Genomic DNA, 15,036 nt, shown 5'->3' on the forward strand with positions numbered 1-15,036 from the left:
TTTGGACTCATCAGTCCGATTTGACGTAGAGCCTAAAAAAGCAGTAGATAACATTTCATTAGATATTGAATCTGGTGAATTTATTGCCTTTATTGGGACAAGCGGTAGCGGTAAAACGACAGCTTTACGAATGATTAACCGAATGATTGAAGCCACTGACGGCACAATTGAAATGAATGGGAAGAATGTTCGAAATATGAATCCAGTTGAATTACGTAGAAGTATTGGCTATGTTATTCAACAAATTGGATTGATGCCTCATATGACCATTAGAGAAAATATTGTCTTGGTACCAAAGTTGCTTAAATGGTCTAAAGAGAAGAAGGATGCTAAAGCAAAAGAATTAATCAAGTTAGTAGACTTACCTGAAGACTATTTAGATCGTTATCCATCAGAATTATCAGGTGGTCAACAACAACGTATTGGTGTCGTGCGTGCATTAGCTGCAGAGCAAGATATCATCTTAATGGATGAACCTTTTGGTGCATTGGATCCAATTACGAGAGACACTTTACAGGATTTAGTTAAAGATCTTCAAAAGAAATTAGGGAAAACATTTATTTTCGTGACACATGATATGGACGAAGCGATAAAGCTCGCAGACCGAATTTGTATCATGTCTAAAGGGAAAGTTGTTCAATACGATACACCGGATAATATTCTTAGAAATCCTGCCAATGATTTCGTTAGAGAATTTATTGGACAAAATAGATTGATTCAAGATCGTCCGAATATGAGAACGGTTGAAGATGCGATGATTAAGCCTGTTACGGTAAATGCCAACGACACGCTCAATAACGCAGTCAACGTTATGCGACACAGACGTGTCGACACAATATTTGTTGTTAACAATCATCATCATTTACTTGGATTCCTAGATATTGAAGATATTAACCAAGGGTTACGTCAACGTAAGGAATTAATCGATACAATGCAACGAGATGTTTACAAAGTCCATATTGATTCTAAATTACAAGACTCCGTACGTACGATATTAAAGAGAAATGTTAGAAACGTACCAGTCGTTGATAATGACAACGCACTTATAGGTCTAATTACACGTGCTAATCTTGTCGACATTGTCTATGACTCTATTTGGGGTAAAGAAGATGATGAGATGACATTGTCTGATTCGCACATGAATGATGTCGAACGCGAAAATGAGTTAGGTAACATCGAAAAAAATGAACATGCCGAAGACCGTCCAAATGACGCTACAACAAAGCAAAAAGATGTTACAGATAGATTAGATACGCATGATGTGAAGAATTCTGATCATTCGGGAGTTGATCGTTAATGCGCCAATTTTTCCAAGAATATGGAAGCCAACTTGTATCGAAAACGATAGAACACTTTTACATATCAATTATCGCGTTATTAATTGCGATTGTAGTTGCGGTTCCGTTAGGCATTTTATTATCTAAGACGAAACGTACTGCAAATGTAGTGTTAACGATAGCGGGTGTGCTTCAAACGATTCCGACGTTAGCAGTATTAGCCATTATGATTCCAATCTTTGGTGTAGGTAAGACGCCAGCGATTGTCGCATTATTCATTTATGTATTGTTACCAATTTTAAACAACACAGTTCTAGGAGTACAAAATATTGATAAGAATATCATCCAAGCTGGAACAAGTATGGGTATGACAAAGATGCAGTTAATGAAAGATGTCGAATTGCCATTAGCCTTACCACTTATACTTAGTGGTATACGTTTATCAAGTGTATACGTAATCAGCTGGGCTACATTAGCTAGTTACGTTGGCGCTGGTGGACTCGGTGATTTAGTCTTTAACGGATTAAATTTATATCAGCCACCAATGATTATTAGTGCTGCAATTCTTGTAACGTGTCTAGCTTTACTTGTCGATTTCATACTTTCTTTTATTGAAAAGTGGGCCGTGCCTAAAGGGCTTAAAGTATCTAGATAAATACAAAGGGAGGATTTTAAAATTATGAAAAAGTTAAAACTTACTTTCATACTTCTTACTATGTCTCTCATCGTATTATCTGGATGTAGTTTACCAGGTTTAGGCGATGGTGACGGTAAAGATAGTGTGAAAATTACTGCCACAGAAACTAGTGAAACAAAAATTATGGCAAATATTGAAAAATTAATGATAGAACATTATACAAATGGCAAAATTAAACCTACTATTGTTGGTAATTTAGGTTCCAGTATTATTCAACATAATGCATTACAACGTGGAGATGTGAATATGTCAGCAGTAAGATATACTGGAACAGAATTGACGAGTGTACTTGATGCCCCACCAACAAAAGATACTAAAAAAGCAATGTCAGAGTCACAAAGATTATTTAAAGAAAAATATAATCAGAAATATTATGACTCATTTGGGTTTGAAAATACGTATGCATTCATGGTTACTAAAGAAGTAGCTGAGAAATATCATTTAGAAAAAGTTTCAGACTTAAAAAGATATAAAGATGAATTACGTTTAGGTATGGATACACAATGGATGAACCGTGCTGGTGATGGATATCCAGCTTTCCAAAAAGACTATGGGTTTAAATTTGCGAGTGCACGCCCAATGCAAATTGGTTTGGTGTACGATGCTTTGAAAAATAAAAAATTAGATGTTGCTGTTGGTTATTCAACAGATGGACGTATCGCTGCTTACGATTTGAAAATCTTAAAAGATGATCGTAAATTCTTCCCACCATATGATGGAAGTCCATTAGCCACTGAAAAATTAATCAAAGATCACCCTGAAATTGATAAAGCACTGAAAAAATTACAGGGACAAATTAGTACTAAAGAAATGCAGAAATTAAACTATGAAGCGGATGGAAAAGGTAAAGAACCTGCCGTTATTGCAGAAGAATATTTGAAGAAACATAATTATTTTGAAGATGACAGTAAGAAAGGTGGTCAAAAATAATGAAAGGTAACTTGTTAAGCTCACTTTATGAATACTATACCTTGAACTTTGGCTATCTTATGGAACTCTTTTTCAAACATTTATTAATGTCTATTTATGGTGTGTTATTCGCTTGTATTATTGGCATTCCGATAGGGATATTAATTTCAAGATATACGAAGTTATCATGGCCTATTATTACTATCGCGAATATTATCCAGACAGTTCCAGCAATCGCAATGTTAGCAATACTTATGCTAGCACTTGGGTTAGGTCCTAATACTGTAGTGTTTGCAGTATTCTTATATGCGTTACTTCCAATTATTAAGAATACGTACACTGGCATTACCGAAGTAGACTACAATATTAAAGATGCAGGCAAGGGGATGGGAATGACTAAGAATCAAGTCATGCGTATGATTGAATTGCCATTGTCATTATCAGTGATTATTGGTGGTATCCGTATTGCTCTAGTTGTAGCGATTGGTATCGTGGCAATTGGCTCATTTATTGGAGCTTCAACACTAGGGGATATTATTATACGTGGTACAAACTCTACTGATGGTACGGTTTATATACTTGCTGGTGCCATTCCAATTGCGTTAATTGCGATTATTATAGATTTAGGATTGCGCTTCTTAGAAAAGAAACTTGATCCAACAAGTAATAGTAAGAAACGAGACAATAAAGTTCAAAGCATCAATTAATGATTGCAAACCGAAAAAAACCTGAACACAACATTGTGTTCAGGTTCTTTTTAAAATGTTTAGAATAAAATTGAAGCTAATGGTGGAACAATGGCAACGATAATTACGCCAACGATAACAACGGCGATACTACCCATTGACTCTTCAGTTTCACCAAGTTCTTTGGCTGAAGCTACGCCAAGTGTATGTCCACTCGTACCAAGTGCTAAACCACGAGCAATTGGATTTGAAATTTTAAACCACTTAACAATTTTAGTGCCTAATGCAGAAATAACAACGGCATTTAGAATAACGGCTAATGACGTTAACTCTTTAACGCCGCCAATACCTTGTGATACTGGAAGGGCGATCGCAGTTGTAGCAGCTTGTGGTAGCATTGAAGCACCAATTTGATTGCCTAATTGGAATACAATAGCTACTAAGTAAATTAAGATAAGTGCGATTAACGTTCCAATTGCGATACCACCAAAAATCTGTAGCCAATATTTTTTGAGTACATCACGTTTTTTATATAAAGGGATGGCGAAACTAATTGTTGCTGGCTCTAAGAAGAAGTTAATAATGTCTCCACCTATTTTGTAATTTTCATAACTAATACCTGTTACTTTTAAAAATACGATCCCCGCAACCATTGCTACAAAAAGTGGTGCTAGTAAGAAGAAACCGTTCGTTTTTTTATAGAAATATTGTGCAATGACAAATGGTATTAATGAGACTAATATACCAAAATACGGTGTTGTAATTCCTAAATGATCTACCATTAGTTACCCTCCCCAAGTTTAGTTTGTTCATTTTGTTCTTTAGATGGGAATAATGTTTTTGTTACGAACAATTGTGAGACAAATCCTACACAGATAAGTAGTAATAACGTTGAAATAATAATTAATAACAATATTAAAATTGGGTGTTGGCTTAATATTGGTAAAGAATTGATAACCGAAATTCCGGCCGGTACGAATAAGAAACTAATATTATTCGTTAATGCTGTGCCGACACCTTCAACTTGACCCAATTTGACAACACCAGTGCATAATAGGATGAATAGTAATACGAGTCCTATTACTGACGCTGGCATAGGAAATGGTATGAAACTTTCAATAATTTTAGATATAAATAGTACGATAGCAATCGTTAATGCTTGCTGAAAGAAATTATACGTTTTTGCTAACTTATGATTTCCTTTATGAGCATTACTTTGTGATTGTTTATTTGCCATATTTTAACGCTCCCTTTCTCTTTCCCTTACAAATAGAATATTATGGAAACGCTTACTATTGTGAGTTTTGTCTGTGACTTACAAAAATTAGGACGTGAGTTACAATATATTCAAGTTGAAAATCAAATAGACAAAATAATAGCAAATGGTACGGCGTTTTTCTATAAATAAAAAGTATTTAACCTAAACTTGCATAACGAAAAATGTTATTAGCAAGTGGCTAAATACTCATTAATGAAATTATATATAAGTTAATTATTCGTTCGTTTATGCAAGGCCAATTTCATGTTTAAATGCTTTCATAAATGAACGACTGACTTGAAATTTGTCTCCAGAAGTCATGGTTACTTGATAAGTATAATTGAACCAATGTTCAACGCTATCGATATGCGTTTTATTAATAATAGTCGCACGATGGATTTTAATAAATATGTTATTCGATAATTTCTTTTCATAATAGTTAAGTGGTTCATTTGTTTGGTATGTGCGATTGATAGTATTTATCGTTGTTATCCCATTGTTGACTGAAACTGCCGTGATGTCGTCTTTTTGGATTACATAGATACGTTCATTCATTTCAATTGGCAGTACGGTTTGGTCTCCGTTATCATGACGTTCATCTCGTTGCATTGATTGAGTAGATGATTCACTTGTTGCATGATCTATCTCATTACTATTAGATAGTTGATGCTTAACTTTATTTACTGCTTGCTCTATACGCTCAAGTTCAAAAGGCTTGAGTATATAATCAATTGCATCAAGTTCAAAGGCTTTAACTGCAAATGTATCGTGTGCAGTGGCAAAAATAATATGTGGTGGCTGTTTCATTTTCTTTATCTTTTGTGCTAAATCTATACCACTCTCATCCATAAGATTGATATCTAAAAAGACTAAATCATATGTTTCTGATAAAAGTCTTTCTAACGTTTCTTCAATGTTTTCAGCCTCATCAATTACGTTAAATCCTGAGATCTCATTTAATAAGTAATGAAGCTCATTTCGAGCTAATGGTTCATCATCAACGATTAACGTCTTCACCTAAATATCCTCCTTTATTGTATATGATGGTATATGACAACTTACCGTCGTTCCTATTTCTGTTGATTCAAAATGTAAAGCGGCCTTAGTGCCGTAAAGTCCTATTAACCGTCTGTTTAAATTTTCTAAGGCACTACCAGTTCCTGTCTCTGAATCAACACTCATTTGTCCAATCAATGGTAACTTATCATCATCAATTCCACTTCCATTATCACGAACGGTTAGTGCTAATTCTTCGTTGTCATGATGTGCAGTCACATCAATAATATTATCTTTACGGCGATGTTTAAAGGCGTGTTTAATAGCATTCTCAACTAGGATTTGAATGACGAAAGGTGGGATGAGCACATGTTTACAAGATGAATCAATATGATATTCAATTGTGAATCGATCAGGGAAGCGTGCTTGTTCTAATGCTAAGTAGGCCTCAACTTGTTGCAACTCTTTCTCCAAAGTAATGGTGTTATTTCGAGCACCTTGCAGATTTGATCTAAAGAATTGGCTTAACTGCAATAATAACTTTCTTGCCTTTTCACTATCAATACGTACGAGGGCTGAAATGGTATTAATCGCATTAAAGAAGAAGTGCGGATTAACTTGTGCTTGTAATGATTTGATTTCAGCATCTTTTAAAAGTTTACTTTGCATTTCGGCCTGACCCAATTCTAATTGACTTGAGAAGATATCTGCTAAGCCACGTGCGAGTTGTTTCGTTGATGTCGTATTATCATATTCATTTGTAAAATAAAATTTTAATGTGCCGGCTACTTCTTGATTAATCATTAAAGGAATGACGATTGCAGATGTTAAAGTACAATTTGGATTGTTGCATCCGATTTCTTCTTTAGAGTGTGCCTCTTTTAATTGACCAGTTTTTATAACATCTTTTGATAAATCAGTAATGATCGCTTTTTTTGCAACATGATGGTCACTTGCAGCACCTACATGCGTTAAAATATCTGTTCTGTTTGTGATAGCAACTGCCGATACGTTCATCAATTTCAGAATGATTTCAGCAACGGAACGTGCAGACTGTTCAGTTAAACCAGACCTAAGATACGGCAACGTTTTATTCGCTATTTCGAAAACATCATGCGTTTGAATAGCACGGGTTTGCTCTTCTTGTTTTAATGTTGAAAGTATTATAGATAAGAAGATAGCTGTCCCAATACTATTGATTAAAATCATAGGTAAAGCGATGAATTGAACAAGCGACCATGCAGACGCTGTATCGTTGGCAAAGAAGAGAATGCATGCCATTTGAATTGCTTCATTAAGTGCACCAATAATGGCACCCATTAAAACGGTTGGGTAAGTATAGTGACGCATTGTACAATAACCATAAAACCCTGATATGAGTGCGATGAAAATAGATGAAATGAGATAGGTGTATGCATTTGCACCGCCAATATAAAGGCGTGACAACCCTGATACAATGCCTACTATAATTGCGACGAAAGGTCCGCCAATTAAACCAGACATCCCTATTGTTAATACACGTGTATTTGCCATAGATGCATCGTCATTAAGGTGGTAATAAATGTTACTAGTTACAATATGTCCATTTTCAATTTCAATTCCAGTGAAATTTGAAGTTATAGCAAATAGAGCGAACAAAATTGTTAATTGCCATTGAGAACGCAATTTTTCGCGTTCACCCATCATCGTTTTAAAGTGATTAATATTCAGTAACATATAGGCGATAATAATGATTAACCCTACACGTTCAAGCAATAATATAAATAAATTAAACATAGTAAGCACCTATTCAATGTAGTTTCAGTTAAAATAATTATCCTTTCTTTAATTATAATATGGATAATTTTAACTTAATAGTTTAAAATTAAAACTTATAATTTGTAGGTATCTAATTATTGATTTATTGCACTTTTGAGTATGTTGTTAAAAATATTTATTGAAAAAGTTAGAGTATATTATTAAGTCATTTCTTCTTAATTATGATAAGGTTTTCAATGTAAACAAATTTCTAAGTGAGTGTCGTATCAAACATAAGCTAACGTCAAATAATGTAAGTCATGATGCACATGTTAATAAATTATAGAAATAAGGGACTAATTGATTAAAGTCATAGACATAAAAGGTATGACACTTATTATGGTTGCTTCATTATGACGTATATCAATTTGAGTAGATTAGTTTTAGGGTAATTTAGGAGGAATTTTTCGAGATGGAGTCATCAAAACAATTTAGGGGAGATAATAAATTACTAATTGGTATTATAATCGGGGTACTTACGTTCTGGTTATTTGCACAATCATTAGTGAACGTTGTTCCAACGTTACAGTCTTCATTTAACACAGACATGGGTACGATTAATATTGCCATTAGTTTAACTGCATTGTTCTCTGGACTATTTATTGTAGGGGCAGGAGATATTGCAGACAAATTAGGCCGAGTAAAAATGACATATATCGGCTTAGCATTAAATATTATTGGATCATTATGTTTAATCATCGCACCTGTCGCATGGTTGTTATTAGTAGGTCGTGCGTTACAAGGTTTATCAGGTGCATTAATTATGCCGTCTACACTTGCAATAATAAATGAATATTACATAGGAAAAGAAAGACAACGCGCTGTCAGTTACTGGTCTATAGGTTCTTGGGGCGGTAGTGGTATTTGTTCATTATTTGGTGGTTTCATGGCCTCAACGATCGGATGGCAGTGGATTTTTATTGTTTCAATTGCACTTTCAATTTTATCCTTTTTCTTAATTAAACATGCACCCGAGACTAAAGTTGAACCGAATGCGAATGAAACTAAAACTAAATTTGACGTTACTGGTTTAATACTATTAGTTATTACACTATTGAGTGTTAACGTGATGGTTACGCAAGCTGCAGATCGTGGACTATTCTCACCAATGATTTTATCACTTGGTGCTGTATTCTTAGTTGCGGGTATCCTGTTTATTATTAGAGAATTAAAAGCAGAGAACCCGTTAGTTGATTTTCATATTTTCAAAAATAAGGGTTACAGCGGTGCGACATTATCAAACTTTATGTTAAATGGTGTTGCCGGTGGTACACTTATTGTTGTTAATACGTATTATCAAAGTCAATTAGGATTTAGTTCACTACAAGCAGGTTTAATTTCAATTACGTACCTTGTAGCTGTGCTAGTCATGATTCGTGTTGGTGAAAAATTATTACAAAAACTTGGTGCTAAAAAGCCATTACTAATAGGTAGTGGATTTGCATTCTTAGGATTATTACTATTATCTTTAACATTTTTACCAAATGTTGCTTATATTATTTCAAGTATTATAGGTTACTTATTATTTGGTATCGGTTTAGGTACATATGCCACACCTTCTACTGATACAGCGGTTGCGGAAGCGCCTGACGACAAAGTAGGGGTAGCATCTGGATTGTATAAAATGGCATCATCTTTAGGTAATGCCTTTGGTGTTGCGATGTCTAGTACCATTTATGGTTTTGGCGCATCATTAATGAATTTACAACTAGGTGGCGCTGCTGGTGTATTATTCAATGCCGGAATTGCTTTAACCGCATTTATAGTTATCTTGATTTTAGTTCCTAAGAAATTAAGAACAAATTAATATAAATATTAGTTTTTAAAAGATAGAGATATCGAATTCAATAAGAGTTCGATATCTTTTTTAATAAATTAAAGAATAATTTATATCAAATTATCTTAAAATTGTGAATATTCCGTTTACAATATTGACTCTATAAATTTAAAGTAGTATTTTAAAAACATCATTAGAAAAAAGGGGTCGTGACTTATGAAAATAGCAATTGCAGGTTCTGGCGCGTTAGGAAGCGGATTTGGTGCGATGTTATACCGTCAAGGTTATGATGTAACGTTAATTGATGGATGGAAGCCACAAGCGAAAGCTGTTAAACAAGAAGGTTTACATATAGACATCAATGGTGAAAATCATCATCTTACCATGACGATGTATCAACATAACGATATTCCTCAAGATGCTCAATTTGATGTTATCTTTTTATTTACTAAAGCGATGCAGTTACAAGATATGCTGGAACATATTAAAGCACACATTCATGACAATACAATTATGGTTTGTACTATGAATGGTTTGAAACACGAGCGTTTAATTCAACATTATGTTGATGAATCACGAATTGTGCGCGGTGTTACTACATGGACTGCAGGATTAGAATCTCCTGGACATACGCATTTAATGGGTTCAGGTCCGGTTGAAATTGGTGCACTTGTATCTGAAGGTCAAGCTAATGTTGATGTCGTGTATGAACTGTTAGATCAATCTGGTCTTAATCCATATAAAAGTGAGCAGTTGCAACAATCAATTTGGAAGAAAATTTGTGTGAATGGTACTGCTAATGCACTTTGTACGATTTTAGAATGTCGTTTATCAAATTTGAATGAGAGTGATTATGCGAAACAGCTTATTTACAAGATTACACAAGAAATTGTACAAGTAGCAACGGTAGATGGCGTACATTTAAATGGAGATGAAGTTTACAATTATCTCATCGATTTAAATGAAAAGGTAGGCCCACATTATCCATCAATGTATCAAGATTTGATTAACAATAATCGACTTACAGAAATTGATTATATTAATGGAGCAGTTGCTCAATTAGGTAAAGAACATCATATAGATGCTCCAGTTAACCAATTTGTAGCGAATCTGGTACATGCGAAAGAACAACAACGACATGCAAAATAATGTCCACTTAGAAGGTGTGAAGGACATGTTTTCATCTAATATGCTAATACAAAGTATGTTAGTTGTGACTTAAGATTGAAATATGAAACCAATTTAATATATAAGGCTTGGAGTGAGATGTTGAATTCAAATTGAATTCGGTCTCGCTCCATTTTGAGTCGAATAATTATATCTTTGTGATTAAAATTGATACGCTAAATCCTTAATTTAATATGAATGATTTTAAATTTTTCATAAAAGGGTAGAAGAAAGTTAAGTGAATTTGAAGGAGCTGTTATTAGAATGAATCGTTCAACGAAACGTGTCATCATTACGAGTATTGTAGGTGGATTGCTAAGTGGTGCAGTTAAGATTGGTTGGGAAGCTATCGTTCCGCCTAGAACACCTGACCGTGAGAAAGAAACCCCTCCAATGACATTATTGAATCAGGTGGGTTTACCAGATTCGATCAAAAAAGCAACCTATCACTATAATGGTAATGATATTCCAATAACGGTTATGGGTATTCATTATGGCTTCTCTGTAGCAAATGCTTTAGCATATGGCTTATTAGCTGAAAAATTCCCAAGAATCACAGCATTGAAAGGATCATTATTTGGCGTTGCTATACATATTGCATTTCATGAATATTTATTGCCAAAGTTGAATTTGACACCTCAGGTTAAAGACTTACCTTATGAAGAACGATTTTCAGAGTTGTTCGGTCATATTGTTTGGATGAATACTATTGATATGATTAGAGATTCAAGTAAGTAGGTTAGATTGAGATATTCATTTTCAGAAAAAGAGAAATAAAAAGGTGAGTACAATAAAGACTAAAATATTAATACAGGCGCAACAGGATTAATCGGAACAAGATTAACACAACGTTTGATTGAAGAAGGACACGAGGTTGCCGGATTTACTACATCTGAGAGAGGTAAAGAGAAATTAGAAGGACTAAACGCTAAAGCGTATATTGGCGATATCTTAAAAGCGGATACTATTGATGTAGCAATTGATGACTTTCGTCCTGAAATTATCATTAATCAAATTACAGATTTAAAAAATGTTGATATGGTAGCAAACTCAAAAGTGCGTATAGAGGGCGGTAAAAACCTAACTGATGCGGCACTTAAATATGATGTTAAAAAAGTAGTAGCTCAAAGTATTGGTTTCATGTATGAACCAGGAGAAGGACTTGCTACTGAAGAAGCACCATTAGATAATCATTCAGATGGTGACAGAAAAATTACGGTAGATGGCGTGATTGGACTTGAAAAAGAAACCGCTCGTATGGACCAATATGTTGTGTTACGTTTCAGTTGGTTATATGGACCAGGTACTTGGTATGGTAAAGACGGTATGATTTATAATCAATTTAAAGATGGAGAAGTAACATTATCAGATGGTGTCACATCATTCATTCATTTAGATGATGCTGTTGAAGTATCTATTCAAGCGATGAACTTTGATACTGGTATTTATAATGTTGCAGATGATGAGCCAGTAAAAGGATCAGACTTTGTAGCATGGTATTCAAAAGAAGTTAGTGCGGATCCTGAAGTCACTATCCAACCTGTACAACCATTTGAACGTGGCATCACCAATGACAAGTTTAAAGAACAAGGTGGTACACTAATCTACAATACATGGAAAGATGGTATGCATCCTTTAAAATAAGATTGTAGAAATGAAATAAAGAGGCTGGGATATTATTCCTATAGAAATAGCTAGTAAATGAGTCTTAAAAACTTCATTTGCTAGTTTCTTTATTTACAATACTTCGAATTATTGGCTCGCTTTCTTAGGAGTTAGCCTCACCCTGTAGTCTTCAGCTTGTCCTATTTTCTCAAGAGTCTCGCCAAAATACTTAGTATTTTTTATTCTTATACAAGAACTTAATATCCCAGTCTCTTTTTAGTATGTTTTGCTCTTTTTTGAGTTAGTCATTGTGATTTGTAGACTTACTTCTACGCTGTTCTTCAATTTGTTTACGTAACTGATCTCCAGCAGCTTTGCCTACTTTTGCATAATGGCTATGTGCAAAATGCATTTGAATAATTAAAAACGTTGCACTTATCGCCCAGTATAAACTTAAGGCTGAAGCAGATTGCAGTGATGCATAAATAATAAATAATGGAGATAACACCATCATGACATAGTATGTGCGGCGTTCTTCTTTTGGATAATGCATTGCATTGACCAAAGGTTGAATGAGGTAAAGTAAAGCTGCTATAAATGTCATGATTAAATCCGTATGCATTAAATTGAACCATAAAAAGTGAGGGTGCTCGATAATACCACCACTCGTTGGATATTTAATACAAGCGTATAAACCTAATAAAATAGGGATTTGGATTAATATTGGCAAAGTTCCAACTAGGCTTTTGAATGGATTAATACCATAGTTGTTGTACTTTTTCATTAATAATTTATTAGCTGCAGTACGTTCTTCTTGTGTATCAGCATTCTTTAGTTTATCTTGCAGTTTCTCAATTTCTGGTTTAACTACCTGAGTTTTACCTCTCATAATGTGAATGTTTTTCACTTGGATAAACATTAGTGGCATTAGTACAAGACGTATGATAAGTACAATGACAATAATGGCTAATCCATAATTCTCATGGAATGTTCGACCTAAGAAGTGAAGTAACATATCCATTGGCTTAACAAATATAGTATAAAAGAACCCATGTTGATCTTCTTTATGAGAATAGTCACATCCACCCAATAATATGACAACACTCATTATGAATAAGGACCATTTTTTTCTCATTTATAATCTCCTATATGCTTGAGGTCTTTAATAATCTTAGTCTTTAATATGTTTAGCTTAACATATTCGCATGATAAGCGTAGCGGTTAATCTCAATTTTATGACTTTGATTTATTTGTAACTGTAATTATTTTTAAAAGAGTCAAACCAAAAAGACTCGTTAATAAAGTGATGAAACCTAGTATAGTGACTTTAGCTGGTGCCGGTAGCCAAGACATAATAAATTGCCAATCAGAGCCATTTAGTAACAATGAAGGCAATACATGTAGAAGACCTAAAATTAAAATAAAGCCGATTGAAAGTATGAGTATTCGATATTTCGTGTTTCTATGTTGAACGCTTAATAGGATCAGTTGATGACTGGTGATATGACGATATAAGTAAATCAAAGTTATAGCAACCATGATCCAAATCACGATTGTAACTACAATAATCATAGTTTTGTATTGATTGATGTAGTATTGTACCGTATCAATATGCTGTCCTTGACTTAATTGCGTATTTAAATGTTTGGCAAGCGTTGGAGTATGACTAGAATAAGCATTTGCGAGAACAACAATGCCATAGTCTTTCTTAGGATTCAAAATAATATAAGAAGAATAGTTCTCAAGCGTACCTGGATGATAGATAAGTGTTTCTTGATTATCCTTAGTGACAAACCAGCCTGTTGCATATTGAGAATCATCATCGTCATTTGTTTTAACCTTTGGTTTGTGTGTAGCTTCAACTAAAGATTTTAAATGTCTTGGGGGATGAAGTTGAAATTTTATCCAAGGTTCTAAGTCATGTGTGCTAGCCATTAAATAGGCTGACGGGTTATCACCGATATTAAACTTTGGATTATCTGAGTATGCTTTATTATGTTGAATATCATACCCCTGAGCATCATCTCCGCCCTTTTTATTACTCTCTTTAGTAGAAATATGTTTCATATTTAAAGGTTTGAAAATATGTTCACTCATATAAGATGAATAGGGAGAATGAGATATATTCTGAACAATTAAACCTAAAATATCGTAATTCATATTAGCATATTCGAACTGTTCTCCTGGTCGATGGTTCAGTGAACGACCATTAATACTGTTAACAATTCCATCTAGACTATCCGTCTTTTTTGTAATTTTATCATTGTCAGTGATATCTCCTGGAATACCACTAGTTTGAGATATTAATTGATTAATAGTGATTTCTACTTTTTTTCCTTTATATTTCATATGAAAGTTAGGTATGTATTTACTTATAGGGTCATTTAATTTGATTTTCCTTTCATTGACGAGTTGCATAATGGCATATCCCGTCATTGCTTTGGAATTAGAAGCAATTTCAAAGCGTGTATTAGAGGTTACTTTTTGTTTATTTTTAATGTTTGCATACCCATAACCTTTATTGAGTAACATTTTATTATCTTTAATAATTAATACAGAGACGCCTGGAATGTGACCATCATTCATTTCGTTTTCGACAATGCTGTCCAAATAATTTTGAGAAGTAGGGCTAATCATTGAATAGTTGGGTTGCCATTTAATCATGATTGAACAAATAAATAAGATAATAACTAATACGACTCCACTGAAAAGAAATGTCTTTTTCATTTTTAATCCTCTAATCATAAGATTTAAGTAGTGAACAATTTATACGTTAACGAAAATAGTATAGCAAGTTTTTTGATAAATTGCTCTTGTGTTTCTTTTGTGTTGCTATCTATTGATTTAAATTATTAATAATAGAAATT

Annotated in this window: 14 protein-coding genes; 8 read left to right on the forward strand and 6 right to left on the reverse strand. The window is 33.8% G+C overall.

Annotated features, from left to right (window positions below):
• Position 1 precedes the first annotated feature (1 nt).
• Genes HMPREF2715_RS04230 through HMPREF2715_RS04245 form a run of 4 tightly spaced genes read left to right on the forward strand, consistent with a single transcriptional unit; the run spans position 2 to position 3,590 of the window.
• On the forward strand, positions 2-1,297 hold the full coding sequence (locus HMPREF2715_RS04230) for a betaine/proline/choline family ABC transporter ATP-binding protein (RefSeq protein WP_070839501.1): 1,296 nt from the start codon (positions 2-4) through the stop codon (positions 1,295-1,297).
• Positions 1,297-1,932, forward strand: a complete 636-nt coding sequence (locus tag HMPREF2715_RS04235; protein ID WP_053025076.1) for an ABC transporter permease — start codon at positions 1,297-1,299, stop codon at positions 1,930-1,932. Before HMPREF2715_RS04230 ends, HMPREF2715_RS04235 begins: the two co-directional genes overlap by 1 nt.
• A gap of 24 nt (positions 1,933-1,956) precedes the next feature.
• The gene (locus HMPREF2715_RS04240) at positions 1,957-2,904 is read left to right on the forward strand and encodes an osmoprotectant ABC transporter substrate-binding protein (RefSeq protein ID WP_070581930.1); all 948 of its coding nucleotides are present in this window, start codon (positions 1,957-1,959) and stop codon (positions 2,902-2,904) included.
• Complete coding sequence (locus tag HMPREF2715_RS04245; RefSeq protein ID WP_037550177.1) at positions 2,904-3,590, forward strand: ABC transporter permease; 687 nt, start codon at positions 2,904-2,906, stop codon at positions 3,588-3,590. Before HMPREF2715_RS04240 ends, HMPREF2715_RS04245 begins: the two co-directional genes overlap by 1 nt.
• Before the next feature lie 59 nt (positions 3,591-3,649).
• Here the strand turns inward: HMPREF2715_RS04245 and lrgB are convergent, their stop codons facing one another.
• The 4 genes from lrgB to HMPREF2715_RS04265 form a co-directional block, all read right to left on the reverse strand.
• Complete coding sequence (gene lrgB, locus HMPREF2715_RS04250; RefSeq protein ID WP_053025074.1) at positions 3,650-4,351, reverse strand: antiholin-like protein LrgB; 702 nt, start codon at positions 4,349-4,351, stop codon at positions 3,650-3,652.
• Positions 4,351-4,806: an antiholin-like murein hydrolase modulator LrgA gene (gene lrgA, locus HMPREF2715_RS04255; RefSeq protein WP_037550173.1), complete on the reverse strand. Its 456-nt coding sequence runs from the start codon at positions 4,804-4,806 to the stop codon at positions 4,351-4,353. The genes lrgB and lrgA overlap by 1 nt, the downstream gene beginning before the upstream one ends.
• Positions 4,807-5,073: 267 nt before the next feature.
• Positions 5,074-5,844: a response regulator transcription factor LytR gene (locus tag HMPREF2715_RS04260; protein ID WP_053025073.1), complete on the reverse strand. Its 771-nt coding sequence runs from the start codon at positions 5,842-5,844 to the stop codon at positions 5,074-5,076.
• A complete protein-coding gene (locus tag HMPREF2715_RS04265; protein ID WP_070839505.1) occupies positions 5,845-7,599 on the reverse strand; it encodes a sensor histidine kinase in 1,755 nt (584 codons plus the stop codon).
• Between the two features lie 433 nt (positions 7,600-8,032).
• On the opposite strand from HMPREF2715_RS04265, the gene HMPREF2715_RS04270 reads away from it, so the two are divergent.
• From HMPREF2715_RS04270 to HMPREF2715_RS04285, 4 genes are all read left to right on the forward strand, one after another.
• Positions 8,033-9,427 (forward strand): MFS transporter, encoded by a 1,395-nt coding sequence (locus tag HMPREF2715_RS04270; RefSeq protein ID WP_070581934.1) that lies wholly within the window; start codon positions 8,033-8,035, stop codon positions 9,425-9,427.
• Positions 9,428-9,613: 186 nt separating this feature from the next.
• On the forward strand, positions 9,614-10,546 hold the full coding sequence (locus HMPREF2715_RS04275) for a 2-dehydropantoate 2-reductase (protein WP_053025070.1): 933 nt from the start codon (positions 9,614-9,616) through the stop codon (positions 10,544-10,546).
• 282 nt (positions 10,547-10,828) lie between these two features.
• On the forward strand, positions 10,829-11,302 hold the full coding sequence (locus HMPREF2715_RS04280; protein WP_037550159.1) for a DUF1440 domain-containing protein: 474 nt from the start codon (positions 10,829-10,831) through the stop codon (positions 11,300-11,302).
• 66 nt (positions 11,303-11,368) lie between these two features.
• Positions 11,369-12,208, forward strand: coding sequence for an NAD-dependent epimerase/dehydratase family protein (locus HMPREF2715_RS04285; protein ID WP_070581936.1), 840 nt, complete (start codon positions 11,369-11,371; stop codon positions 12,206-12,208).
• 262 nt (positions 12,209-12,470) lie between these two features.
• Here HMPREF2715_RS04285 and yidC read toward each other — a convergent pair whose 3' ends face one another.
• Both yidC and HMPREF2715_RS04295 read right to left on the reverse strand, forming a co-directional pair.
• A complete protein-coding gene (gene yidC / locus HMPREF2715_RS04290) occupies positions 12,471-13,304 on the reverse strand; it encodes a membrane protein insertase YidC (protein WP_053025067.1) in 834 nt (277 codons plus the stop codon).
• Between the two features lie 98 nt (positions 13,305-13,402).
• Complete coding sequence (locus HMPREF2715_RS04295) at positions 13,403-14,896, reverse strand: serine hydrolase domain-containing protein (protein WP_070442634.1); 1,494 nt, start codon at positions 14,894-14,896, stop codon at positions 13,403-13,405.
• Positions 14,897-15,036 lie beyond the last annotated feature (140 nt).

Source organism: Staphylococcus sp. HMSC062A01 (genome assembly GCF_001836805.1).
Classification (GTDB): domain Bacteria; phylum Bacillota; class Bacilli; order Staphylococcales; family Staphylococcaceae; genus Staphylococcus; species Staphylococcus haemolyticus.